19 protein-coding genes, 1 pseudogene and 1 riboswitch are annotated in these 26336 nt (G+C 45.8%); of the genes and pseudogenes, 7 read left to right on the forward strand and 13 right to left on the reverse strand.

Features of this window, described 5'->3' with window-relative positions:
- Positions 1 to 4: 4 nt before the first annotated feature.
- Positions 5 to 2032 (reverse strand): TonB-dependent receptor plug domain-containing protein, encoded by a 2028-nt coding sequence (locus tag H6A28_RS11370; RefSeq protein WP_204480385.1) that lies wholly within the window; start codon positions 2030 to 2032, stop codon positions 5 to 7.
- A 60-nt stretch (positions 2033 to 2092) separates the two neighbouring features.
- Positions 2093 to 2305: riboswitch (cobalamin riboswitch) on the reverse strand.
- Between the two features lie 453 nt (positions 2306 to 2758).
- On the opposite strand from H6A28_RS11370, the gene H6A28_RS11375 reads away from it, so the two are divergent.
- The gene (locus tag H6A28_RS11375) at positions 2759 to 4219 is read left to right on the forward strand and encodes a potassium/proton antiporter (protein ID WP_204480387.1); all 1461 of its coding nucleotides are present in this window, start codon (positions 2759 to 2761) and stop codon (positions 4217 to 4219) included.
- Here H6A28_RS11375 and H6A28_RS11380 read toward each other — a convergent pair.
- The gene (locus tag H6A28_RS11380; RefSeq protein WP_204480389.1) at positions 4216 to 6273 is read right to left on the reverse strand and encodes an RNA degradosome polyphosphate kinase; all 2058 of its coding nucleotides are present in this window, start codon (positions 6271 to 6273) and stop codon (positions 4216 to 4218) included. The two genes, H6A28_RS11375 and H6A28_RS11380, sit on opposite strands and share 4 nt — an antisense overlap.
- A 62-nt stretch (positions 6274 to 6335) precedes the next feature.
- On the opposite strand from H6A28_RS11380, the gene H6A28_RS11385 reads away from it, so the two are divergent.
- The 3 genes from H6A28_RS11385 to asnA all read left to right on the forward strand — a co-directional run bounded on the left by H6A28_RS11385 (position 6336) and on the right by asnA (position 9278).
- Complete coding sequence (locus H6A28_RS11385; RefSeq protein WP_204480390.1) at positions 6336 to 6827, forward strand: metallophosphoesterase family protein; 492 nt, start codon at positions 6336 to 6338, stop codon at positions 6825 to 6827.
- A gap of 63 nt (positions 6828 to 6890) precedes the next feature.
- Positions 6891 to 8030, forward strand: a complete 1140-nt coding sequence (gene rfbB, locus H6A28_RS11390) for a dTDP-glucose 4,6-dehydratase (protein WP_204480392.1) — start codon at positions 6891 to 6893, stop codon at positions 8028 to 8030.
- Positions 8031 to 8237: 207 nt separating this feature from the next.
- Positions 8238 to 9278 (forward strand): aspartate--ammonia ligase, encoded by a 1041-nt coding sequence (gene asnA, locus H6A28_RS11395; RefSeq protein WP_204476475.1) that lies wholly within the window; start codon positions 8238 to 8240, stop codon positions 9276 to 9278.
- Positions 9279 to 9376: 98 nt separating this feature from the next.
- On the opposite strand, the gene H6A28_RS11400 is transcribed toward asnA, so the two are convergent.
- The 6 genes from H6A28_RS11400 to H6A28_RS11425 form a co-directional block, all read right to left on the reverse strand.
- A complete protein-coding gene (locus H6A28_RS11400) occupies positions 9377 to 10039 on the reverse strand; it encodes a uracil-DNA glycosylase (protein WP_022354220.1) in 663 nt (220 codons plus the stop codon).
- An 18-nt stretch (positions 10040 to 10057) separates the two neighbouring features.
- Positions 10058 to 12817 carry a methionine synthase gene (metH, locus tag H6A28_RS11405; protein ID WP_204480393.1) on the reverse strand — a complete coding sequence of 920 codons (2760 nt, stop codon included), beginning with the start codon at positions 12815 to 12817 and terminating at the stop codon, positions 10058 to 10060.
- A gap of 29 nt (positions 12818 to 12846) precedes the next feature.
- Positions 12847 to 13305: an SsrA-binding protein gene (smpB, locus tag H6A28_RS11410; RefSeq protein ID WP_204476473.1), complete on the reverse strand. Its 459-nt coding sequence runs from the start codon at positions 13303 to 13305 to the stop codon at positions 12847 to 12849.
- On the reverse strand, positions 13305 to 13874 hold the full coding sequence (locus H6A28_RS11415) for a Yip1 family protein (RefSeq protein ID WP_204480394.1): 570 nt from the start codon (positions 13872 to 13874) through the stop codon (positions 13305 to 13307). The genes smpB and H6A28_RS11415 overlap by 1 nt, the downstream gene beginning before the upstream one ends.
- 334 nt (positions 13875 to 14208) lie before the next feature.
- On the reverse strand, positions 14209 to 15048 hold the full coding sequence (locus H6A28_RS11420) for a hypothetical protein (protein WP_204480395.1): 840 nt from the start codon (positions 15046 to 15048) through the stop codon (positions 14209 to 14211).
- A gap of 118 nt (positions 15049 to 15166) precedes the next feature.
- A complete protein-coding gene (locus tag H6A28_RS11425) occupies positions 15167 to 15676 on the reverse strand; it encodes a DMP19 family protein (RefSeq protein WP_204480396.1) in 510 nt (169 codons plus the stop codon).
- A 292-nt stretch (positions 15677 to 15968) separates the two neighbouring features.
- On the opposite strand from H6A28_RS11425, the gene H6A28_RS11430 reads away from it, so the two are divergent.
- The 3 genes from H6A28_RS11430 to H6A28_RS11440 all read left to right on the forward strand — a co-directional run bounded on the left by H6A28_RS11430 (position 15969) and on the right by H6A28_RS11440 (position 19164).
- Positions 15969 to 16670, forward strand: a complete 702-nt coding sequence (locus tag H6A28_RS11430; RefSeq protein ID WP_022354280.1) for an iron-sulfur cluster assembly scaffold protein — start codon at positions 15969 to 15971, stop codon at positions 16668 to 16670.
- A 17-nt stretch (positions 16671 to 16687) separates the two neighbouring features.
- Positions 16688 to 17698 (forward strand): GGGtGRT protein, encoded by a 1011-nt coding sequence (locus H6A28_RS11435; protein ID WP_072530619.1) that lies wholly within the window; start codon positions 16688 to 16690, stop codon positions 17696 to 17698.
- A 368-nt stretch (positions 17699 to 18066) separates the two neighbouring features.
- Positions 18067 to 19164: a site-specific integrase gene (locus tag H6A28_RS11440; RefSeq protein ID WP_204480397.1), complete on the forward strand. Its 1098-nt coding sequence runs from the start codon at positions 18067 to 18069 to the stop codon at positions 19162 to 19164.
- A 144-nt stretch (positions 19165 to 19308) separates the two neighbouring features.
- On the opposite strand, the gene H6A28_RS11445 is transcribed toward H6A28_RS11440, so the two are convergent.
- The 5 genes and pseudogenes from H6A28_RS11445 to H6A28_RS15185 form a co-directional block, all read right to left on the reverse strand.
- The gene (locus H6A28_RS11445; protein WP_239465340.1) at positions 19309 to 22098 is read right to left on the reverse strand and encodes a TOTE conflict system archaeo-eukaryotic primase domain-containing protein; all 2790 of its coding nucleotides are present in this window, start codon (positions 22096 to 22098) and stop codon (positions 19309 to 19311) included.
- Positions 22099 to 22157: 59 nt separating this feature from the next.
- On the reverse strand, positions 22158 to 23528 hold the full coding sequence (locus tag H6A28_RS11450; RefSeq protein WP_072531751.1) for an ATP-binding protein: 1371 nt from the start codon (positions 23526 to 23528) through the stop codon (positions 22158 to 22160).
- Positions 23529 to 24366: 838 nt separating this feature from the next.
- Positions 24367 to 25668 (reverse strand): sigma-54-dependent transcriptional regulator, encoded by a 1302-nt coding sequence (locus H6A28_RS11455; protein ID WP_204480399.1) that lies wholly within the window; start codon positions 25666 to 25668, stop codon positions 24367 to 24369.
- The gene (locus H6A28_RS11460; protein WP_262896996.1) at positions 25656 to 26201 is read right to left on the reverse strand and encodes a response regulator; all 546 of its coding nucleotides are present in this window, start codon (positions 26199 to 26201) and stop codon (positions 25656 to 25658) included. Before H6A28_RS11460 ends, H6A28_RS11455 begins: the two co-directional genes overlap by 13 nt.
- A 30-nt stretch (positions 26202 to 26231) precedes the next feature.
- Positions 26232 to 26336 (reverse strand): annotated as a pseudogene (locus H6A28_RS15185) (IS982 family transposase); the annotation flags it as partial.

Here is a 26336-nt window from a genome sequence, read left to right on the forward strand (position 1 = left end):
TAATTTATAAATAATAGTTGATAGAAATCTTATAATTCCTGCCAGGCATAGGATAAAAGCGTATCACCTCATAATTCTTGTTGGAAAGGTTCAACGCATCCAGTTGCACACGTAACTGATGCCGTTTCCAGGAGAATTTATGGGACAAAGAGATTCCATGGTCAGAATAAGGTTTGATACGATAACTGGGCAAGTTCTGCGCTAACGTATATCGTTCTGATGCATAAGTCAGATTGTACGACAAATTTATCCAAGGCGTTTCAAGGGTGAAATTCCCCCCACCGGAGTGTCGGGGTGTATACACAATCTGATTCCTCCAGGTCTTGGAATTTGGGTCAGTCACATCTTCCGCCTGCATAAAACTGTAGTTGGTGGTCAAATAACACTTCAGCCAATCTGTCACACGAGCCTCAGCCGACAAATTCACATCCAACCCTATCGTTTCCACTTTCCCTACATTCGTCATTTTCCACACAAACATAGTAGGAACTGCCACAATCTTATCTTTCACCTTATTGTAATAAGTATCGGCCGACACACTGAGAAAATCCAGAAAACCCAATCTGGAGCCGCTCCAAGTCACTCCGACATTTCCCTGTTTCGTCGTTTCCGGGCGCAATTGACTGTTTCCAATTATCAGATAATACAAATCGTTGAAGGTCGGCGTACGGAAAATGTCTTTATAGGAAGCCCGAAAACGCAAGCCAATCTCTTCAAACGGTTTCCATGACACACTGAATGCAGGAGAAAGACGTTTCCGGTCTGCAGCCGCCGTTCCAATACGTACATCTTCCGTAATATAGGTATTCAATAAAGAAGCTGTAGCCGTAAGAGAAGTACGTTGATATTGAGCAGCCACGGCCGTCAACAACGTATAACGCTGCGGGAACTGACACTTTTCCAGGTTCGTATGCAAATAATTATACACAAAATCTTGTGCCAACGACAAAGAGAATCCTTTTCCCAAGTCTCCCCACAAAGTGGCAGACAAATAAGTCTCCGTCTGTCGGTAACGGTCATCGCTGATACCTGAAGCCTCCTCATTATAATCCCGGTTCCAGCTGTAATTGAACTTACCTAAGGCCTGAAGTTTAAGACGGTCGGAAAAACGGTTCTCATATCGGAACTGCCCGAAATAATTTTTATCAAAGAGCCGTTCTGCCGCATAGAGATTATCATAAATCACTCCGCCCGGCAACCCACGTTCCGAATCAAAAAGATAAGCTTTTACCTGCAAATCCTGTTTGGAGGTAAAACTTGTGTACAAGGTAGCTTCCGCACGGTAAGTCCGTATGTCACTGTTGTTTCGCTTACTGTCAATCAGATTGTTCCCATTCCACATCTTAAAGGGATAATTGCCGTCTGCCCGCAAAAAGTCACCATATACAGACAACGAGGTGTGATCAGCCACCCGCTGATTGTATAAGATGGAAGGATTGACCAAACCGAAAGACCCTGCTTTCAGATTGGCATTGACATGATACGATGTTTCCTGAAAATCAGGCCGGGCCGTCTGAATGCTCAACACACCTGCAGAAGCAAAAGCACGGGCAGTCTGATAAATATCATCACTCTGCCCTATCGTCATGGTCAGTTGGGACACGTTATCCAACGAAAAGCGAGAGATGTCGACCTGACCAGACTGACAGTCACTGACAGCTACCCCATCATAAACTACGCCTGTATGCTGGCTTCCTAGACTACGGACCGAAATCGTTTTCAATCCTCCGATACCACCATAATCTTTCACCGTCACTCCCGAAAAATGGCGCACGGCATCGGCCACCTCATGTACCCCCAGACGCTCCATTTCCATTTTTCCCATCACCTGCAAGGGAGAAGTCGCTTTCACCGCCGGAGGAGTCTTCCGCACGCTCACCGTCACATCCGGAATCTGATGCACCTTTCCCGTAATGCTGTCCGAATCGGCCTGCTGTGCAAAAACACTCCCTACGCCTGTAAGGACACACAAACACACGGCTATAAAAAAGCGATACCCGACTATAACAGCCGGTTCATTCCATCTTTTCATGCAAGTTTTTAATTGTAATTCTACATTACGCACGTTCTTGCCATCCTTTCCTCGAGAATGCAAGCATGACTTTGTTTTGCAGGTCTTCTGACTTACTCCCGTTTGTCTTGCCTTCCCATCTTTCATTGAAAGACAGTGGCTGAGTAGTGGGTAGACAAACGTCACTATACGGAGCTCACAGCAGCGGGACTGTTCGGGACTTTCACCCGATTCCCTTTTCATCCGTGATTTCGCCGAACGGAAATCAAAACGGAACAAAACATTGCAAATATACGGTTTTCTTGAAAAACAAAGGTAAATTTCTACAAAATTATCACACAAGCCTATAAACAAGTACCCTGGATACCCCTGTCATTCCCCACACAGAAGATGCCCGCCTTCACCCATTAAAATCTCCCCCTCATGCATTCCTTTAAACCGCCCGGCCTATTCCTTGAAATCCCCTTACAGATTCTCTGTTTCACAGTTTGGTTTTTGTATTCCACACTGTGAAATACATATTCCACACTGTGGTTTTTATATCCCGCAGTGTGGGACAGAGAATAGGTAAGGAAGATTTCCACTTTATACAAGGCCGTCTCAAAAAATCCCCCGAAGGAAACTTCATCAAAAAATCCACAAATTTTTCCATGAAAAGCCCTTGTCCACAAAACATTTTCTTACCTTTGAGCATTTAATATTTACACAAACATTCACTTTTATTCGTTTATTAATCACTAAGGCATTATGATTTTTACGGCAGAAAACATTTTGATGATCGGATCGATTCTTATTTTTTCCAGTATCCTCATCAGCAAAACCGGTTACCGGTTCGGAATTCCTACCCTCTTGCTCTTTCTTGTAGTGGGTATGCTCTTTGGAAGCGACGGACTGGGATTGCAGTTCAACAGCGCTTCGGATGCACAGTTCATCGGCATGATAGCATTGAGTATCATTCTGTTCTCCGGTGGTATGGACACCAAATACACCGATATCAAACCGGTACTCACTCCCGGTATTGTCTTGTCGACCGCCGGCGTCCTGCTCACCACCCTGCTGACGGGTGTCTTCATCTTTTATATTTCCGACTGGAACCGGACCAATATCGAACTTACCCTGATGACTTCTCTGCTATTAGCAGCTACCATGTCGTCTACCGACTCGGCCTCGGTATTCAACCTGCTCCGTTCTCAGCGCATGAACCTGAAGCAGCATCTCCGCCCGATGCTGGAATTGGAAAGCGGCAGTAACGACCCGATGGCCTATATGCTGACCATCGTACTGATACAAGTCATCTCCAGCGGAAGCCATCCCGACTTTCTGCTTATCACGAAAGATCTGCTGGTACAGTTCTTTTTCGGAGGGGTTATCGGTTATGCCATGGGACGTTTCAGCGTATGGCTCATCAACCGTATCAATCTGTCGAACAGCTCCCTCTACTCCATCTTGCTGCTCAGCCTGGTATTCATCACCTTTACCATTACCGACCAGCTGCATGGAAACGCCTACTTAGCTGTATACATCATGGGTGTAATTTTGGGAAACACCAAACTGGCTTTCCGGAAAGAAATCAACACGTTCATGAGCGGACTGACCTGGCTCTTCCAGATTATCATGTTCCTCACCTTGGGACTGTTGGTCAACCCACACGAAATGCTCGACTTAGCTGCGGTGGCCTTGCTGATTGGTGCCTTCATGATTATCGTGGCACGCCCGCTCAGCGTGTTCCTCTGCCTGCTCCCGTTCCGGAATATTACCGCCAAAGGCAAGCTGTTTGTGTCATGGGTCGGACTGAGAGGAGCTACCCCCATCATCTTTGCCACCTACCCCGTACTGGCCCAGATTGAAGGCTCCCAGCAGCTGTTCAACATTGTCTTTTTCATCACCCTCGTCTCACTGGTAGTTCAAGGAATGACCATCACCAAAGCGGCCAAACTGCTGCACTTAGACTTGCCGGCTCCCAAGGAAGGCAATGAATTCGGCGTGGAACTGCCGGAAGAAATCGACACCCGCCTGACGGACCTCACCCTGACAGCGGAAATGCTGGCCACCCAAAACAAACTGGCCGACATGCAGATTCCGAAAGGCACACTGGTCATGCTGGTAAAACGCGGCAGTGAGTTCCTCATCCCCAACGGGCAAATGGAACTGAAACCGGGAGACAAGCTGCTGCTCATCTCCGAAAACAAGCACAAGCCGGCTGATTAATCGTCAGCCAGCTTGCGTTTCAGGTATTCATAAAAGTCATACTGTGCCCGCACATCGTCATTCCCCGGTTTCCGCTTAAAGACATTCTGCAAATGATTGTCCACCCAGCAGGCTTTCCGGTTGGCCGACAACTGCAGGTGCAGCATGTCGGTCAGTTCCTGTCGAAGCCTTCCGTCCAGGATAGGCGTCACCGCCTCTATGCGGCGATACAGGTTACGGCGCATCCAGTCGGGAGAACCGATGAACACCTTCGGGTCACCCCCGTTGCCAAAATACCACACCCGAGCATGCTCCAGAAACGTATCCACAATACGAGTTACCCGAATGTTCCGGCTGAAAGATTCTCCCGGTACCAGGCAACAGATGCCCCGTACAATCAGGTCAATCTGTACACCGGCTTCACTGGCCCGATACAGTTCATCAATCATGGCCGTATCCTGCAGGGCGTTCATCTTCAAGATGATTCGTCCGGACTTTCCTTGACGCGCCAAATCGATTTCTTTTTGTATCAATTGCTTGAGTTCTGGTAACAAGTTAAACCGGGCAATCAGCAACCGCTTGAAATGAGGCTCCTTCACTTCCCGCCTCAACACTTGGAACAGGGTACACATATCCTCCACAATCTGCTTGTTGCACGTGTACAAGGCAATATCCGCATAAATCTTCGCCGTTTTCTCATTGAAATTCCCGGTACTGACATACGCGTAACTTCGTAACCGCTCTCCTTTGTCATTCTTCCGAAGTACCAACGCCACCTTGGCGTGTACCTTCAGCTTCGGAATGCTGAAGATGATGTCAATGCCTGCCTTCCGCATCAGCTCCGCGGTCGCCAGATTATTCTCTTCATCAAAACGGGCCTTCAGTTCCACGAACACCGTGACATGCTTTCCATTCCGGGCAGCCGCAATCAACGCATTGATTACTTCCGAATGTTCCGCCACCCGATATTGTGTAATCATGATTTCCCGACAGAGCGGATCGTGCACCGCCTCGTACAAGAAACGAATGAAATGCTCAAAACTGTGGTAAGGATAATAAAGCAACATGTCGCGCTTGGCGATCCGGCGATACATGAAATGCTTTTCATTGATACCCGGCAGGAACATCGGCTGTGGCTTGACTATCTGAGGAATATTCGGATTCGGGTTCGGCAGGAACGACAGATTCTCCAAGTTCAGATGCTTGTCGCCCGGCACCAGTTCTTCCCGGTTGATGCCCAGTGCTTCCACCAACGCATCCAGAAACTCCGCCGGCATTTTCCGGTCGTACACAAAACGGCAGATAGCCCCGATCTTCCGTTTTTTCACTTTTTCCTTCAGCTTCTCCACCATGCTCTCTGCCGGCACATCATCCACAAACACGTCGGCATCGCGCGAAATCTTACAACAATAACTACATTCCACCTCATACCCCACAAACATTTCCTGCAAATTCGCTTTGATGATATCTTCCAGAAACATCAGATAATAATTTCCGTCATGGAAAGGCAGTTCCACAAAACGGGGCACTTTGCTATACGGCATCTTGATGAGATAATATTCCGACTTGTCCGCTCCGGGCTTCTGGACTTTCACCGCCAGATACAACCGCTTATCACGCAAAAAGAAACGTACGTTCTCCGGTTCCATCTTCATCGGCTGGAGGTAAGGAAAGACTTCTTCCATGAAAAAACGATGCACAAACTCCTTGTGAAAGTCCTCTACCTCGCTCTTGCTCTGATAAAAGATGACATGATTCCGTCGCAGTTCGGGAAGTATCTTCTGCTCATAAATGCGTACACGGTCTTCCAGCTGACGGTTTACCACCTCCGTAGTGCGTCGAATCAAGTCATGCGCCTCCTCTACCGTCATGTCCTCGCTCTTTCCTCCGGAAGCTACTGCCTTGTGTTCTGCCACACGGACCTGATAAAACTCTTCCAGGTTTGACGAATAAATGGAAATAAAGTTAATTCTTTCATATAAAGGAAGACTGTCGTCGTCTGCTTCGAGCAAGACTCGGTAATTGAACGACAGCCAGCTGATGTCGCGGTTGAAATATTTATAATGGCTTTCCATACATAGAATCCTTCAAGGTTTTCTCAAATGTAGTATCTTTGCCGGACAAAAACAACAGAAAAATGAAAAGAATAGGACTCCTGTCCGACACCCATGGTTATTGGGACGAACGTTACCTGAAATATTTTGACCCCTGCGACGAGATATGGCATGCAGGAGACATCGGTTCACAGGAAGTGGCCGACCGCCTGGCTGCCTTCCGTCCCCTCCGGGCGGTATACGGCAATATCGACGGACAAGACTTGCGACTGCGTTTTCCGGAAATCAACCGGTTCCAACTGGAAGGAGCCGACGTACTGATGAAACACATCGGAGGATACCCCGGCAAATACGACCCTTCCGTCCGGCAGATTCTCCACACACAGCCTCCGCAACTGTTTATCAGCGGTCATTCTCATATTCTCAAGGTCAAATACGACCCCAAACTGCACTTGCTGCATATCAATCCGGGAGCAACCGGGAAATATGGTTTTCATAAGGTGCGCACCTTGGTACGTTTTTCCATAGCCGACGGAAACTTCTCCGACCTGGAAGTCATTGAACTGAATGATTAAGCCTGAAAAGTCTTGTTGCATTCAAAAATCTTTCCGAAATTTGCGCAAAAATCAAAAAACTATATGAAAACTTATCTAGTTACTGGAGCTGCCGGATTCATCGGTGCCAATTATATCAAATATATCTTGGCCAAGCATGATGACATAAAGGTTGTCATTCTGGACGCTTTGACATACGCTGGAAATCTGGAAACCATTTCGTCGGACATCGACAACGAACGCTGTTTCTTCATCAAAGGAAATATCTGCGACCATGACCTGGCCGACCGGTTGTTTGCAGATTACAAATTTGATTATATCGTCAACTTTGCTGCCGAAAGCCACGTGGACCGCAGTATTGAAAATCCACAATTATTCTTACAGACCAACATACTGGGCACACAAAACCTGTTGGATGCCGCACGACGTGCCTGGGTGACCGGAAAAGACGAAAACGGCTATCCTACCTGGCGAAAAGGAGTTCGTTTCCATCAAGTTTCTACCGACGAAGTCTATGGCTCACTGGGCCCGGAAGGTTATTTCACGGAAGAAACCCCGCTTTGCCCGCACAGCCCGTACAGTGCCTCCAAAACCAGTGCCGACCTGATTGTCATGTCCTATCGGGATACTTACAAGATGCCGGTAACCATCAGCCGCTGCTCCAACAACTACGGTCCTTACCACTTCCCAGAAAAGTTGATTCCGCTTATCATCAAGAACATCCTGGAAGGAAAGAAACTTCCTGTATATGGAAATGGTACCAACGTACGCGACTGGCTCTACGTGGAAGACCACTGTAAAGCCATCGACATGATTATCAATAAGGGGAAGGACGGTGAAATTTATAATGTAGGCGGACACAACGAGAAACAGAACATAGAAATTGTCAAACTGACCATCGCCACCATCCGTCAAATCATGACCGAACAGCCGGAATACCGGAACATACTCAAAAAGAAAGAAATGACCTCCGACGGACAAATCAGCATTGACTGGATCAACGATTCACTGATTACCTACGTCAAAGACCGGTTAGGGCACGATCAGCGCTACGCCATCGACCCGACAAAGATTACCCGTGAACTGGGCTGGACGCCTGAAACCAAGTTCGAAGACGGTATTGTAAAAACCATCAAATGGTATCTGGACCATCAGGCATGGGTGAAGAACGTCACCAGCGGAGAATACCAGAACTATTACGAACATATGTACAAGAATCGCTAAAAAAGGCGTTTCTGATAACCTTAAAAAGTGTCATTCCGGAAGAAAGTTTCCAGAATGACACTTTTTATTTTCCTCTTATTCGTTTTCATTTTATCTATCTATACAAATAAAATAGAATCATTTTGATAAGTTATTTTAGATTTCGCTTGCATATTTACGAAATACACCTATCTTTGCAAGCAAAACAAACAATTAAAGAAATAAAAGATGAGTTACCTTATAAAACCTGTAGGCTACAAGCCGTTGCTTGATATGAAACAAACCGAACTGGGTATCAAGCAGATTAAAGAATTTTTCCAGCAGAACCTTTCTTCTGAACTCCGGCTACGGCGTGTCACTGCCCCGTTGTTCGTACTGAAGGGCATGGGTATCAACGACGACTTGAGTGGCACGGAACGTCCCGTGACTTTTCCGATAAAGGATTTGGGCGACCAGCAGGCAGAGGTAGTTCATTCTCTGGCCAAATGGAAACGACTGACCCTGGCTGATTATAAAATAGAACCGGGTTACGGTATCTATACCGACATGAACGCGATTCGTGCCGATGAAGAGTTGGGCAACATCCACTCCTTGTATGTAGACCAATGGGACTGGGAACGGGTCATCACGCCGGAACAGCGGACCGTAGATTTCCTGAAAAACATCGTCACCCGCATCTATGCAACCATGCGACGCACGGAGTATATGATTTGTGAAATGTATCCGCAAATCAAATCTTTCCTGCCACACGATGTGCATTTCATCCATTCGGAAGATTTGTTGCAAATGTATCCCGATAAGACCGCCAAGGAACGGGAAAACCTGATTACCGAACGATTTGGCGCCGTATTCATTATCGGCATCGGCAACAAGCTGAGCAACGGACAGCCGCACGACCTGCGTGCCCCCGACTACGACGACTACACCACCATCGACCCGAAAACCGGCCTGCCGGGACTGAACGGAGACTTGCTGGTATGGAACGACGTGCTGCAGCGTGCTTTCGAAATTTCTTCCATGGGTATCCGTGTGGACAAAGCCGCCATGCTTAAACAGCTGGAACTGGCCGGAAAAGAAGAGCGTACCAAACTTTATTTCCACCAGCGTCTGCTGAACGATACATTGCCGCTCACTATCGGAGGAGGTATCGGACAGTCACGCTTGTGCATGCTCTACCTGAAAAAAGGCCATATTGGTGAAATCCAAGCCAGCATTTGGCCGGAAGAAATGCGCCAAGAATGCGCCAAACTGGGCATGCAACTCATCTGAGACAAACACACACTTTATACACAATCCCCTTGTTTCCACTCCACTGAGCAGAAGCAAGGGGATTAATTTTTTCAGGAAAAGCGCGGTTCAAATAGTTTCTACCAATTGATAGGCGTCTCGCCATGCGCCACCAGATACTCATTGGTACGGCTGAAATGCTTGTTGCCAAAAAATCCGTTGTAAGCCGACAAAGGCGAAGGATGTACGGAAGTCAGCACCAGATGCTTGTTACGGTCAATAAAAGCTCCTTTCTTCTGGGCATAAGACCCCCACAAGATAAACACCAGATGTTCTTTCTGTTCCGCCAGTACCCGAATAGCCGCATCCGTAAACTCTTCCCATCCTTTCCGCTGATGGGAACCTGCCTGATGCGCCCGTACCGTCAACGTCGCGTTCAACAGCAGTACTCCCTGTTCCGCCCACCGGGTCAGATTCCCGCTCGCAGGCATGGGAGTACCCAAATCGTCATGAATCTCCTTGAAGATATTTTGCAAAGAAGGCGGGAACGGTACGCCATCGTTGACTGAAAAGCACAGTCCATGTGCCTGTCCCGGTCCGTGATACGGGTCCTGTCCGATAATCACCACCTTCACCTTATCAAAGGGGCAAAGATTGAACGCATTGAAAATCAGTCGCCCGGGAGGATATACCGTAGTCTGCTTGTATTCCTGTCGAACAAAATCCGTCAGCCGGACAAAATAATCCTTTTCAAACTCCGGGGCCAACGCCTTTTTCCATCCTTCTTCTATCTGTACGTTCATAATATCCTAATTAAATGATTAATCCCAAAGATTCAACTTGTTTTTCTTCGCTTCTTCCAGTGACACCGTCTTCACCACCTTCTGCTTGTTCTTGTCACGCAAAGCCTGATATTCCTCATTCAACGCCTCCACAAAAGCCGGGCGCTGTTCCGCATTCAACAATTTAGCAGCCACCAGCGCATTCTGCGAAGCATCTTTCATGTAGACTACCGGCGCATGATATACGGGGGCAATCTTCAAGGCCGTATGCAACTTCGAAGTGGTCGCTCCTCCAATCATTACCGGAATGTCCAATCCGGCACGCTGTAACTCCGTCACCACATGCACCATTTCCTCCAGGGAAGGCGTAATCAGTCCGCTCAACCCTACAATATCCACTTTTTCCCGGATAGCCGTTTCCACAATCTTTTCCGCCGGCACCATCACGCCCAAGTCAATAATCTCGTAATTGTTGCACGCCATAACTACCGATACGATGTTCTTTCCGATGTCGTGTACGTCACCCTTCACCGTAGCCACCAGCACCTTTCCGGCACTGCGAGCCCCTTCCTGCTTTTCCGCCTCAATGTAAGGCTGGAGAATGGCTACCGCTTTCTTCATGGTACGCGCCGTTTTGACTACCTGTGGCAAGAACATCTTACCCGAGCCGAACAAATCGCCCACATGGTTCATACCCGCCATCAACGGACCTTCAATGATGCTCACTGCATTCGGATAACGGGAAAGCGCTTCCTGCAAATCCTCTTCCAGGTAGTCCGAAAGTCCTTTCACCAGCGCATACTGCAACCGTTCTTCTACCGTGGTATCTTTACGCCACAACAACTGTGCCTCATGGCCTTCCTGCGAATCTGTTCCTTCCTTTTCCCGTTTCAACCGTTCCGCCGTCTCAATCAGCCGTTCTGCCGCATCCGGCCGACGGTTCAATACCACATCCTCTATCCGCTCCAGGATATCCTGCGGAATATCCGTATAAAGCACGGAAGTAGCCGGATTGACGATCCCCATGTCCATACCCTGCTGAATGGCATGATAGAGGAACACCGCATGCATGGCCTCACGGATATAATTGTTGCCGCGGAAAGAGAACGACAAGTTGCTCACCCCACCGCTTACATGAGCCCCCGGCAAGTGCTTGCGAATCCATCCGGTAGCCTGAATGAAATCGACCGCGTAATTGTTATGTTCTTCGATACCCGTGGCCACGGCCAGCACATTGGGATCAAAGATAATATCGTGTGGATTAAATCCGACTTTGTCAACCAAAATATGATAAGCCCGTTCGCACACCTCGATCTTACGGCTGAACGTATCGGCCTGTCCCTTCTCATCGAAAGCCATGACAATGACGGCTGCCCCGAGTTGTTTTACCTCACGTGCATGGGCCACAAACACATCCTCCCCTTCCTTCAAGGAAATGGAGTTTACCACGCATTTTCCCTGCACACACTTCAGTCCGGCACGAATCACTTCCCATTTGGACGAATCAATCATGAGAGGTACACGAGCGATTTCCGGTTCCGAAGCCACCAAATTTAGGAAGGTGGTCATCTCTTCTGCCGCATCCAGCAGTCCTTCGTCCATATTGATATCGAGAATCAACGCCCCGTCTTCCACCTGCTTGCGGGCAATGGACAAGGCCTCCTCGTATTTCTTTTCATTGATGAGCCGGAGGAACTTCCGCGAACCCGCCACGTTGCAGCGTTCACCTACATTCACGAAATTAATTTCAGGAGACACCTCCAGCAGTTCCAGTCCCGACAACCACATATACTTGTGTGGCTGTACCGGTACGCGAGGCTGTACCCCCCGAATCAAATCCTGGTATTTGGCGATATATTTTTCTGTGGTACCACAACATCCCCCGATGATGTTAACCAGTCCTTCGTCGATGTATTCCTTCACTTCGGCTGCCATATCTTCCGGGGTCTGGTCATACTGTCCCAACGTGTTCGGCAGTCCGGCATTCGGATAGGCACTAATATAATAAGGTGCACGAGAAGCCAGTCTTTCCAGAAAAGGCTTCAACTGACGGGCCCCGAACGAACAGTTCAGTCCGACAGAGAAAATATCCGCATGTTCCACTGAAGCTAAAAACGCATCCAGTGTCTGTCCCGACAACGTACGTCCACCCACATCCGACACCGTAACCGACAGCATCAACGGCACCTTCCGGCCTGTTTTCTCCATCGAAAGTTCAGCTGCCCGAATGGCTGCCTTGGCATTCAGCGTATCGAAAATAGTTTCAATCAGCAAGGTATCTACCCCGCCTTCCAACAAAGCCTCCATCTGCTCACAATAAGCCGCCTGCAATTCGTCGAAGGTCAATGCCCGGAAAGCCGGATTGTTCACATCCGGACTCATGGAGCACGTCTTGTTGGTCGGCCCTACGGAACCTGCCACAAAACGAGGCTTCTCCGGATTCATCGCCGTAAACTCATCGGCTATCCGACGAGCCAGACGGGCGGCTGCCAAGTTGATTTCCCGGCAATAAGCCTCCACATGATAGTCGGCCATTGACACCGAAGTGGCATTAAATGTATTCGTTTCGATAATGTCGGCTCCCGCTTCCAAATATTTCCGGTGAATTTCTTCTATCACCTCCGGTCGCGTAAGGCACAGCAAGTCGTTGTTCCCTTTCAGCTGTCCTTTCGCATCTTTGAAACGAGTCCCGCGGAAATCCGCTTCCGACAAATTGTATTGCTGTATCATCGTACCCATCGCCCCGTCGAGCACCAGGATACGTTCCCGTACCAGTTGTTGTATTGTCTTTGTCTGCATAGGCATGGTACACCTTTTAGTAGTTTAGTTTAGCGTTTGAACATGCGGTCCATCATCCGCCGGTCTTCTTTCTCTTTCAATGTCTGACGTTTGTCATATTGTTTCTTACCCTTGGCCAGCGCAATGACCACCTTGGCCAGTCCGCGTTCATTGATATACATACGGGTAGGCACAATGGTAAAGCCCGGTTCTTCAGAAGTACGCTGCAACTTGCGCAACTCCTTCTTGGTCAGCAGCAACTTACGGTCACGACGCGCCGTATGGTTGTTGTAAGAACCATAAAAATACTCGGCAATGTGCATGTTCTTCACCCACAGTTCCCCGCGGGAGAAAAAGCAGAACGTATCTACCAAGCTCGCCTTTCCTTGCCGGATGGACTTGATTTCCGTACCGGTCAGCACAATTCCGGCGGTATACGTATCGATAAACTCATAATCGAACGATGCCCGCTTGTTCTTGATGTTAATATTATTAGAAACTGGTCTCATCAATTTAAAATTACAGACAATCTATTAAATATAAATTCAATTACTCCCGGAGACAGCAATATCAGCACAGTGGCTACCAGCGTATAAGAAGTCAGCCGACGCTCCGGAATTCCTAAAAACTTCCGTGCTCCTTCAAACACTACCACTATGGTATATAGTTGCAGAATCCAATGCAGAATTTCAATGGATATCAATCCATTAACGATATCGAGCACAAACAAGACCGTCATGGAATAGCCCACGAACACCTGCATTTTTTCCTTTGAAACATACTTGTCGAACCATCTCCAGGTGATTTTATCCAGCAGATAAGCAGCCAGAAAAAATCCGCCGAACAAAGCCACAGCTACCGCACAGCAACGCGTCAATGCCCATTGGAAGAATTCAGAACTGATATCGCGTCCGATGAATGTTCCGATGAACTCGGTCAGACCGCACAATCCAATCAGCGGATAAACATATTCCGACATCATCCGGTTTCCCTGCCCTTCTGTTGCTTCTTTTTCCCAAAAACGAGTGGGCGAGGAAAGCAAAAATGTCATTTTATTGAACAATTCTTTATAATTCATTCCCAATTCTTTTCATGATGTGATGAAACGAATTGCAAATTTACAAAAAAGTACGAGATTAAGGAGAGAGGAAGCTATCTTTTCAAGCAATTTAAACGTCCGGTGCCTTAAAAAACAAGTCTTTTAAAGGCACTCCCAAAATGCCTTTGCGTTCGAGAGAAAACACAAGTACGTTTCACACAAAACGCCCTTGCGTTTTAATCAAAACTCTTTGGCGTTTGAGATCAAACGCAAGGACGTTTCAAGAAGAACACAAGGGCGTTTTTTCTGGATATAAAAAAAACTGCATTGCAAGGCCCTTTCGAGCTCTTCGCAATGCAGTTCTCATATAAATTTATTGATTTGAAGTTGTCTCGTACAAACTGAATGTAACAGTCCGAGGCTTTTTATTAGCAATGGTAGGAAGATTGGCACTGTTATTATTATACTCATATTCCACAGCTACACTTTTCGGATTAGAACCATGTGCAGCTTTATACTGAGAAATCAGATAATCCAGTCTTACATAAACCAAGTCTGTATATTTCACAGTATAATCATTTGCCCAACTTTCACTCGTTTCTGTTGATTCAGAATCAGAACTTCCTATTCCATCAATCTGATAACGCAATTTCAAAGTCAGCGTATTAGAAGATACGTTATCATCATCAGACACGTAATAAACACTCAAATGATGATTGGCCAATTCGGTTTTCACATTGTCCTGATTAGTTCCTTCCTTCAACATATAAGCAGGGGCCAAAATCAGATATTTGTTGTTTCTCCACACCATACCATCTCCGCTTCCTAAAGAATACAGTGACACAGTCTCTGTTGCCTCCGGCAAAGTTGAAGACGGATTTCCCAGATTCTTCAAATACACCGGATCCTGCAATAAGGTTACAGGCAAATCTGTTGAGCTAGAGGTGGTACCTGAAATAGCTTGCAAATCTGCATTATTGTATTGGTAAACCACATACGCCAGATTCGATTCAGGAGTAGATGTCAATGTCTTACTAGGCACACATACCCAACCATACATTGAATTGAAAGACACTCCCCCAAAACCACTTGTGCTCACTTCCACATAATCTGTAATTGTTCTTACTCCATCATCTTCTGAGTTCAAGCAAGAACTAAATCCTACCACGGCTAACAATGCAGCAAAAAATACTGCCCATCTCTGTTTTTTCATACTTTCTTTTTTTCTTCTTATCTTTAGTTTATAAATATTTTCCAATTTATCCGATAAATGCAAAAAGAGGAAAACACTGCATACGGACTCTGAAAATTTAACATAAATAAACCATTTATTACGCAATGGTTGCAAAAGAATCCAAATGCTCATCCACGTAAGCCGCAATCTGCGCCGTAATCAACTCTTCCTCTTCCATGAATTTTTCTTCCAAATCATCGAATGCCTCATACTGTTCATACATGGCCATAAATTCGTCTTCCGTACAATCTTTCTCCAGATCGGCCCGGTGTGCATCGTAAATCTTCTTGGCTTCGTAAATCAGCTTTGAGAAATCCTTTGCCCCAAACAGACGCATCGCCTTGGCAAACGGATTGTCAAAGATATACGGTCCGTATCCATTCTGGATGAGCTGTACAAAGCCGCCTTCCATCACTTCCTCCCGGAAAAAGTGATATCCCAGCAACGTATGCTGGTAGCCGTTGAGCAACGGCATGGTCTTTTCGTTAATCATCCCCCCCGTCACTTCCAGGTATTTGTCGATAAACACTTTCAAGAATGCATCCATTCCTTCTTCTGCCCCCTTCCGCAAATCCGCATCGGAGACCGTAATCTGATTCATTTCCATGCTATACCTAATAATTGTTACCTATCTATATGTAGACTTACGATAGGGCTTGCATATCGTATCTGCGGCAAAGATACAAGATTCTTTCAGAAGAGGAAAAACATTTTGGCAAGCAGAGTTTACAAAACAGGCCAAACTGAAAAAAATATCATTAAAATGTTGGAAAAAGTTTGGTTTCGTACGTTGCAGAAAGAAATAAAACGACTAACTTTGCGTTCGGATTAAGGAAGAAATTCCATAATTCGTGGTTTACGAAATACTTATTTTTTATTACCAATAAAACGTAAAGAATATGATTTATTCACATGAAGTTGAACACATGTGTTGTGTTGCTAAAGGACCTAACCACGGTCCGGCCCCAATTCCTGAAGAAGGAAAATGGATTCAAGCAAAAGAAATCAAAGACATTTCAGGCTTAACTCATGGTGTGGGATGGTGTGCTCCGCAGCAGGGTGCTTGTAAACTGACTTTGAACGTCAAAGAAGGTGTAATCGAAGAATGTCTGGTAGAAACCATCGGTTGCTCAGGTATGACTCACTCAGCTGCTATGGCATCTGAGATCCTGCCGGGTAAGACAATTCTGGAAGCACTGAATACAGACTTGGTTTGCGATGCCATCAACACCGCAATGCGTGAATTGTTCCTGCAGATTGTTTACGGTCGTACTCAGTCAGCTTTCTCTGAAGGCGGTTTGATGATCGGTGCAGGCTTGGAAGACTTGGGTAAAGGACTCCGCAGCCAGACTGGTACTCTGTATGGTACAAAAGCAAAAGGTACTCGTTACTTGGAATTGACTGAAGGTTACATCACTCGTATGGCTTTGGACAAAGACAACCAGGTAATCGGTTACGAATTTGTTCACATGGGTAAATTCATGGAACAGATCAAGAAGGGTGTAGATGCTAACGAAGCATTGAAAGCTGTTACCGGAACTTACGGACGCTTCAAACCCGAACAAGGCGCAGTTAAATATATTGACCCACGTAAAGAATAATAAGGAGGATACAGATTATGATTAGACCAGTACAGTTTGAAAGTCAGGACCGTCGTATCAAGCAGATTTTGGCTGCTTTGAATGAAAACGGTATCAAAGACATTGAAGAAGCTAACGCAATCTGTGACGCAGCCGGCCTTGATCCGTATCTGACTTGTCAGGAAACTCAGGGTATCTGCTTCGAGAATGCTAAATGGGCATACGTAGTAGGCTGTGCCATCGCACTGAAAAAAGGTTGCAAGAATGCTGCTGACGCTGCAGAAGCAATCGGTATCGGTTTGCAGTCTTTCTGTATTCCGGGTTCAGTAGCTGATGACCGTAAAGTAGGTTTGGGTCATGGTAACCTGGCAGCTCGTCTGCTCCGTGAAGAAACTCAGTGCTTCGCTTTCTTGGCAGGTCACGAATCATTCGCTGCTGCAGAAGGTGCTATCAAGATTGCAGAAATGGCCAACAAAGTTCGTAAGAACCCGTTGCGTTGCATCTTGAACGGTCTGGGTAAAGACGCTGCGATGATTATCTCTCGTATCAACGGATTTACTTACGTTCAGACTAAGTTCGACTACTTCACAGGTGAATTGCACATTGTAAAAGAAACTCCGTATTCAGACGGTCCTCGTGCAAAAGTAAAATGCTACGGTGCAGACGATGTACGTGAAGGTGTAGCTATCATGTGGCACGAAAATGTAGATGTATCTATTACAGGTAACTCTACTAACCCGACTCGTTTCCAGCATCCGGTTGCAGGTACTTACAAGAAAGAACGTGTTCTTGCTGGTAAGCCTTACTTCTCAGTAGCATCAGGTGGTGGTACAGGCCGTACACTTCACCCGGATAACATGGCTGCAGGTCCTGCTTCTTACGGTATGACAGATACTATGGGCCGTATGCACTCAGACGCACAGTTCGCTGGTTCTTCATCAGTTCCTGCTCACGTAGAAATGATGGGATTCCTGGGTATCGGTAACAACCCGATGGTAGGATGTACAGTAGCTTGCGCTGTAAACGTAGCTTTGGCTTTGAATAAGTAATTTATACTTGATTCAATCATATAAATCCCTGTAACTCTCTGAGTTATGGGGATTTTTATTTTATCTGTACTGCATGGGGAAAATGATAAAATCCCATCACTTTTCGTCTGTTGTGCTTCTTATAAATCGTTGTGAATGGATGCTGAAATTGAAGCGGAATATCGCTTGAATCAGGCTTGTTTTTAAGGGTAATAAGTGGCTGATTATCCTTGAAAATGGGCTGAAAAGAGGATATTTTGCGACCAATTTGCGACCATTTTTCCATTTTTTCAAAAGTGGTCGCAAAATTCGATTCATTTATCTAATACACAGAAAGATATATCATATTTAAAAGGACTTCCTAATGTGTAATTTTAAATGATTAAACTATGGTAAGAAGTTCTTTTTCTATTCTCTTTGCCATAAGAGAAAGTAAAGCAAGAAAGAGTGGTAAAGCTCCTATCGAAATTACAATTACAGTAAATGGGGAAAGATGCACTCTATCAACTGGTAAACAAGTTCCTATCGACAAATGGGACAAAACCAAGCAACAAGTAAAAGGTAAAGACGAAGAAGCTCAAAGCCTAAACAATTATCTAAAAGCAATCAAAGCCAAACTTTATCAGAAAGAAGCAGAATTGTTAGACAGAGGTTTTATCATCACAGCAGAACTATTACGTGACGCATACTTCGATAAGGTAGAATCACTTAAAGAGAAAACGCTGTTTGAAGTCTTTGAAGAGCATAACCAAGAACAGGAAAAGCTGGTAGGCAATGGAGTTTCCAAAGCTACTTATTGGATTTCTGTCTATACAGTAAGACTACTTAAAGAGTTTGTTCAGCAGAAATACAAAAGAGAGGATTTATACCTACGCGAATTGAACCTGAACTTTATCCAGTCTTTTCATTCATTCCTAAGAATAGATAAAGGAATGGCTCAAAATTCATCCACTAAACACCTAAAGCTACTTAAAAAGATTGTCAACCTTGCAGTAGCTAATTCATACATGACTACCAATCCGTTCATCACTTATAAGATAGAACGTGAACCCGTGGAAATAGACTTTTTGGATGAAGAAGAACTACGGAAAATTATCAACTTTGACACTCCCCTACCCAGACTGGAGAGAGCAAAAGATATGTTTCTCTTTGGGTGTTTCACTGGATTGAGCTACATCGACATCAAAACCTTAGCTCCAGAACATTTTGAAAAGGACAGCACAGGTAGAATCTGGATTAAGAAACGCAGAGTAAAAACTGGAGTTCTTTCACGCATTCCCCTACTCCCCATCGCCAAACTGATATTGGATAAATACAAAGGTGGAGAGAAATTACTGCCAATTCAAGACCCAGCAGATATAAACAAATACCTAAAGGATATAGCCATTTTGTGTAACATCAAGAAACGAATCACATTTCATTGCTTAAGACATATCATTCCTTCTTACTCATTGAAAACAAAGAACTTACAAAGATTGTCAGCTTAACAGGTAACGATTTGGAAACCAGCGGGCTTCTATATTCTACAATGTTCTGCACTAATCAAAAGAACGCTTCTCTCATTTGCAAAAGTAGTGTTTTTATCCCTTATTACCAAAGTTATTCCTCTGAAAAATAGAGAAAATTTAGCGTTACGTATAAAGCACTTCCAAAACATTCTCTGCCAAAGCTGAATCATAAATACGTATGGCATTGTTTTCATCTGTGTTGTAACCAAGATAGTTAATATTGCCATACCATATCAGGGATTTGTCAATGATTGCAACGTCAATAGCCAATGTGTCATTAATCCTAATACTTGCTCCTATGCCTTTTAGCTTTTCCTCTTTTTCCAAATTACTTTTGATAAAAGCGACAACTTCCACACCCCGCGCCGATAGTTCTTTTAGCATCTCAAGTACGGAAGAGTGCTTGGCAAACCAAAGTTTTGTAGCGGAAATGACAACCGAACGCTTTGCCTGGTGTAAATCCTTGAAAAATTCACTTTGGTATGTATGTCCATTAAAAATAACGCTTTGACTTTCGTTGAACAAGTCTATTGGCGCGTTTGACTTAATCTGATAACCGACAGATGCATATCCTCTCAATCTACGCTTGTACATCACATCACACATCGGCACGCGAATGTCGATGTAATCGTAAATCTGAACTTCTTTCTTACCCGGATATTCCCGATGCAGCCGTCCGGAATATTGCGCGATGATACCTTTCCATGAGACAGGCAATGCCAAGAACAAGGTGTCCAACCGGGGATAGTCGAAACCCTCACCCACATATTTCCCGGTTGCTACTATAACAAGCGGTTCCGATAGTGGCATGTTTTGCAAGTATTCCATTTTCTGACGCTTCTCCTTTGCCGATTCGGAACCGACAAGAGTAACCACATGTTTACAGTGTGGTATTAACGCGTTTGCCAATGTTTTGACATGGGCGGTAAGGTTGGTCAGTACAATTGGTGAACGTCCTTCTTTCAGAGCCACGCATACATCCTCTATTATAAGTCCGTTCCTATTTTCATCTTCAGCCATTTTCTGAACCATCCGGGCATAAGTGGACTTATCATCCGTCAACTCCCTATAAGAAGTAAAGCGATGAACAAGCAGACGTGTGAATGTCTGGGATGCCATTTGAGCTTTTGCGTCTGCCGAATAACGGATTGGGCCGCATTGCATGAAGATGATAGGCTGATGTCCGTCCTTGCGGATTGAGGTGGCTGTCAATCCATAGACATAGCGAGCGTTGGCATACTTCAGTATCCGTTCAAAATTTACCGCTGACACATGATGGCATTCGTCCACAATCAACATTCCGTAATCCCGGACAAAAGGTTTTACCCCACTGTCTTCCAAGCAGGATTGCATCAAGGCTATGTCTACTTTTCCATGCAGTGAATTTCCATTGGAATCCAATGTTCCGAATGGCGAAAAGACTTTCCTACGACCACGTTTCTTAAGAAGGGCATCTTCCGTAAAGTCTATTTGCAGGAATTCTTCCAAGCGGGATTTCCATTGGGCCAGCAAGGCTTTTGTGTGTACAAGTATCAACGTGTTTACTTGCCGCTCAGCAATCAAACCGATCGCCGTAACCGTCTTGCCAAATGCGGTGGTGGCATTCAATACTCCGTTGTTATGGGCAGTCAAGTTGGTTATGGCCGCTTTCTGTTCTTCACGAAGCTTGCCTTTAAACTCTACAGTTATATTCTTCCCTTGGTAGGTCTTGTCTTCTATACGATAAGTTACTTGGTTATCTTCCAAAAGTGTAACGACCGCATCTTCACATCCACGAGGCATTGCAATGTAATCGTCTTCCATATCGGCACAAGAGATGATGCGAGGAATATTGTAAGTGGACAATCGCATACCTTGTCTGGCATAAAACTCCGGATTTTTGAATGACGCGGTTCGTTTTAGGTGGTTCACGACCTTTGCAGAAAATCCCTGTAAGGGGATATACAGCATATTGGAGCGTATGAGGACGGGATTGGCAGGGAAATCATTTTGAGTAATCTTTTGAGGCACAGGTGTCTCCCAAGGTTTCGACTCGCTGGTAGTAGACAACTCGCCCAATTCCGAAGCCGTTTCATGTTTTGCCAATATTGCGTCAACCGCCACTTCGGATATCCGTTTTATTTCAAGCAAATAATTCCATTGGTCTTCGTATGCCATGAAGTTTTCGTCCACAAACACGCTGTTCCCTTCCTTGCGGGCTTTGCCTTGCAGTGGCAACGCCACCAAATTGCCGAATCCTCCATCAGGCAACCTGTCCTGATTAGGAAAGAAACGGTCGTATGATTTGAAGTCCATCCTTCCGTATCTTTCTGTCGCTTCCGTCAATATCGTATTTCCAAGCCTTCGTGCCTTGGATGCAGGCAACGGCTGTTCAAAGAACATCCAAACATGTGCGCCGTTCCCGGAACGGGAGCGTTCAATGGAGCAAGGAACATTCCAATCCTTGCAGACCCCGACATACGCCAACACATCTTTCTTGTATCCATGTTCGCATGACTTGTCATCAAAATCCGCGCACAGGAAGTTACACGTATTGTCGGCAAGAATGGCATAGGCACCGATTACATCCTGCCCGTCCGAACTCTTCCCTTCAAGATGTCGATAGATATCCTCATACTCCAAGGGCTTGAAAGCCCTGTTGGGGCATTCCGTACATTTATATCTTTTCTTGTCACACAATTGCCTATCCCATTCGTTCCGACATACAGGCTGGTAGCCGGATTTTCCGCTTGTCCGGCTGTACCATCTCCGCGCGAATACATCCTCACGTCCTTTGAAGAGATTGCGGAACACATCCACTTTTTCTTCCAAAGACAAATGTCGCTTTATAATGGGTTGTGTCAAGTGAGTACCTTTGCTGCAGAGCAAAGACTGTAGTCTGTCTACCTCCTTATGAAGAAGCTCATTTTCCATAAGAAGTTTGTTGTATGCCGCCAACAGTTCTTGGTATGTAAGCTGTTTTCCCATATCATTCAAAGCAACGGTGTCATATATAAAGGTAGGTACACAATGCCATCTTCTGTTTTCACATCCTTGTCGTGAAGCACGTAGGGTGTGGATAACTGGGAGCCATACTTGGCTATGCACTTTCTCAATGAATTCAGTGTGTAACGTTGCCCGGACTTCACCTCTATGGGGGAAATATTATGCCTGCTGGTCGTTACAGGTTTGGCTATCAGGAAATCAATCTCCATGCGGTCATCTGCCGATGTCCGTGAACTGTTGCTGAAGAAATAAAGTTTGTGTCCTGCCGCACGAAGCATCTGCGCTACGATGTTCTCCACCAGCATACCTTCGTTCACTTCCAGCTTGTCAAACATCAGCTTCCGATAAAGGTCTGCACTTACTATTCCCCGCTCGTCGAAAGCATGGCTGATGAGCAGTCCGGTATCGCCCATGTAGCATTTCAGCGTGGTGCGTTCTTCATTCAGTTTCAGCCCGATACTAGGCTCCGTTGAGTTATAACAGCAGTTAATGATTTTGGCGTCACTTAACCAAAAGAAAGCCTGCGAATAGTCACGCATACGGGCTTCGCTCTGCAAGGCGGACAAAACAAACTTCTTTTCATGTTTCTGCAACTGTCCCGGTATTTCCTCAAAAATAGCGGCAACTTTGGTTTCCTGATTGTCTGCATATTTGTGAATGTCATTGCGATAAAGAGCCAATATGTCACGCTTCACCTCATCTACCTTTTCAAAATCCCGCGTTTCCACATATTTGGCGACAGCCTGCGGCATACCCCCGACAATCAAGTATTGCCGGAAATAATCCATTGCCCGGCGGTGGAAAGCCTCCATAGGAAGACGTTTGTCAAACCGCATCTGTATGTAAGGCATCAGCATCTCGTCTCCCATAGCCCACAAAAATTCCTCAAAGTCCATCGGAAACATTTCGATGGCGTGTTCTTCGGAAGGCAGCATAATGTCCTTGACATTCTTCTTAATCGAAATCAGTGAACCCGTCTCAATGTAATCATAACGTCGGTCCGCCACCAAATGCTTGATGGCTGCACGGGCACGAGGACAAAACTGTACTTCATCGAATATGACTAAAGAACGGGCTTCTTCGTCTTTCGTTTGACGTGGAGTAAGCTTCCGCCTGAAGTAAAGCTCCAAATTCATGAAAAGCATGTCGAGGTCATCCAAATAAAGGTTGAAAAACTCCATCACTTGCGGATTTACCTTACTGAAATCCACCAAAATGTAAGACGCATATTCCTTACGTGCGAATTCTTCCACGATATAGCTTTTTCCTATACGTCTGGCTCCTTCTATCAGAAGGGCGGTATCACCTTTATGGTTCTTCTTCCATTCCAACAGTTTATCGTATATCTTTCTTCTCATAATTCACCTATTCACCTTTATTGTCTGATTAATATTTCACGTATTCGAGATTATTATGTCTGCAAATATACACATTTTCTTGGATTAGAAAGAATTTCAGGATGTTTTCATTTCAATTATTCCTTTGATATCGCCACATTGAAAGGCGAACTCATTGTACCACCGATTTACTTCCTCTGAACTCTACTCCTCTAAATCCGCGCCCCATTGATGAAACTTTTATTTGAAGTTTCGCTGTTGTAAACCTGCACAACAGCACGACAGCAAACCAGCATATCATTGAAACTATGTTGCTTCCTATCTGCATTGGATTACTTTCTTGGTTGTCCTGTTCTGTTCATCGTCGATTTTGTAAATCATTGGTTTGCTGAGCTTGTGAACAAGCGAGGATGTATTTGCTCAAAATAGCATTTCCTTATTGGTCTAATGTCTGTTTTGGCTGTGATTGGCACATATTGACATCCGAATTGGCACTATTGTCTGTTTCTCAAAAGGATGAAAATTCGGCTTTGTTCCCTGTAATCTCAATAAGGTGCAGGCTTGCACACCGCCCTATTCCCTTTCTTCTTTTGGGCAGCTTGGGCATCGGGAAACGTGCATTGAGAGCCGAAATAACAACACTTGTTCAAATCCGTTTGCTGACGGATTATTGATTTCACGAGAAATCAGCAAGGTGTCCTTCGAGTTACCCGAAGGCTTTTCGGTTACTGCCGAAAAGTGGCAGCAGCAAGGTATGTTTTGAGTTACTCAAAACCTTGCGAGTTACTCTCGCAAGCCTTGCCGCCGAGTTGCCTCTCCGAAGTCGGGCAACCTGTTTCTGACCTGCGGCAATCGTGCCTTATTCCTTGTACTTGATGCCGTATTGTTTCATCTTGCCGTATAGTGTGGTGCGCCCGATGCCGAGCAGTTCAGCAGCCAGCGAGCGGTTGCCGTCCGCCTGTTTCAGAGCACGGATTATCTGCCTCTTTTCCATTTCCACGTTCTTCAAGGACAAGGATGCTTCTCCCGACAGCAGAGGTTCTTCAAAATTCAGTTTGTCAGCCGTTATCACATCCCCGTCGGTGAACAGCACCGCCGAACGTACAGTTCCTTTCAGTTCTCTCACATTGCCGCTCCACGGATGGGCGAGCATCCTCTTCCTTGCCTCCGCGTCAAAGCCTTTCACCTGTTTGCCGAACTCCTTGTTGGCAAGTTCACGGAAGAACTCCGCAAGCGGCATGATGTCCTCACAGCACTCACGCAACGGCGGTATGTTCAACGTGTATTCCTTTATCCTGTGGAACAAATCCTGACGGAAACGCTTTTCGGCGATTGCAGACTGCATATCCTCGTTGGTGGCGGCTATGATGCGCACGTCTGCTGCCTTTTCCTTGTTGCCGCCTATGGGTCTATACCGTTTGGTTTCCAATGCCCGGAGCATCATCTGTTGTACTTCGGCTGGCAGGTTGCCTATCTCGTCAAGGAACAGCGTACCGCCGTCGGCTTCCTCCCAATAACCTTTCTGTTTGGCATCCGCACCTGTAAACGCTCCTTTCTCATGTCCGAACAGTGCGGACGCAGCAAGCTCTTTCGACAGTAAGCCGCAGTCTACAGCGACAAAAGGCTTGCCTGCCCGTTTGCTCATTGTATGTATTTTCTCGGCAATGTGTTCCTTTCCCGTTCCGTTCTCGCCCAGCACCAACACGCTCATGTTGGTTGGTGCGACCAATTTTATCTTGTGGCCTATTTCACGGAAAGCCGCACTCTGCCGCTCGTGAATGGGCGTTTCGTGCCGTTCTGTCCTTTTCTGTAAGGTTTTCAGGAGAGGAAAGAGATTGTCTTCAATTAGCTTCTTCGGGATATAATCCTCCGCACCCGACTTCATCGACCGGACGGCGGTTGGCACTTCGTCATAGTCCGTCATGATGATGTAGGGATTGCGTTTCCCTTGTTTGCGAAGTTCATCCAACAGCAAGATGCCGTCACCGTCGTTCAGGCGCAGGTCGGCGAGCACAATATCGTCCTCGCACATCTTGGCGAACAGTTTGTGTGCCCCGTTGCAAGTGGACGCACTGACGGCTTGGAAACCTTTGCTTTTCAACAGCCTGCATACATAGCCGGAGAAAGTGAGGTTGTCTTCCACAACAATTATTCTTCCCATCGTTTCGCTTCCTTTCTTGCCAAGTCCACAATCATTTTACCTTGTGCCAATACAGCATTAACTGCATGTGTTATCTCTCCGTCCGTTGGACTATCGCTGTGAATTACGGCATATAATTCCTGCAACGGCTGTTCCGCTTTCATCAGCATCCATGAACTTCTGAGGTGGTGTACCCAGCCATCCAATGCCTCCATGTTTTTCTCTTTCGCCGCGTTCTGCACTTCATCCATTTCTTTCTCCGTTTCCGTTACCAACCGTTCCAATGTATGTCGCCTGTCGCCAAAGGTGAGTAAAGCCGAGAAGTCGAGCAGTTGTCTATGCTCTTTATTGGCATATTGGCTTACTACATTCAGTAGTTCGGCAATGGAGAACGGTTTACCGAGCATGGCGGTGAACCCTGCCGATTTCAGTTCTTCCTCCGTGATGAACCCTGCCGCCGTTACAGCCACAATTGGAATCGTGCGTGAGTTGCCGATGTCGGATGTGCGTAAGAGTTCCAGCACTTCGTAACCATTCATGTCAGGCATCTTCAAATCGGTTATTAACGTGAGTTCGATATAAAATTAGAAAATAGACAGTTGTCCGTCATTGACAAAGTTTACATCAATGGCGGGCTTCTTTTCAAAAAAGCAATATGCTGCTATAGCCGACAAAGAGTTGGCTATAAA

Source organism: Bacteroides mediterraneensis (assembly GCF_016900355.1).
Lineage (GTDB): Bacteria > Bacteroidota > Bacteroidia > Bacteroidales > Bacteroidaceae > Phocaeicola.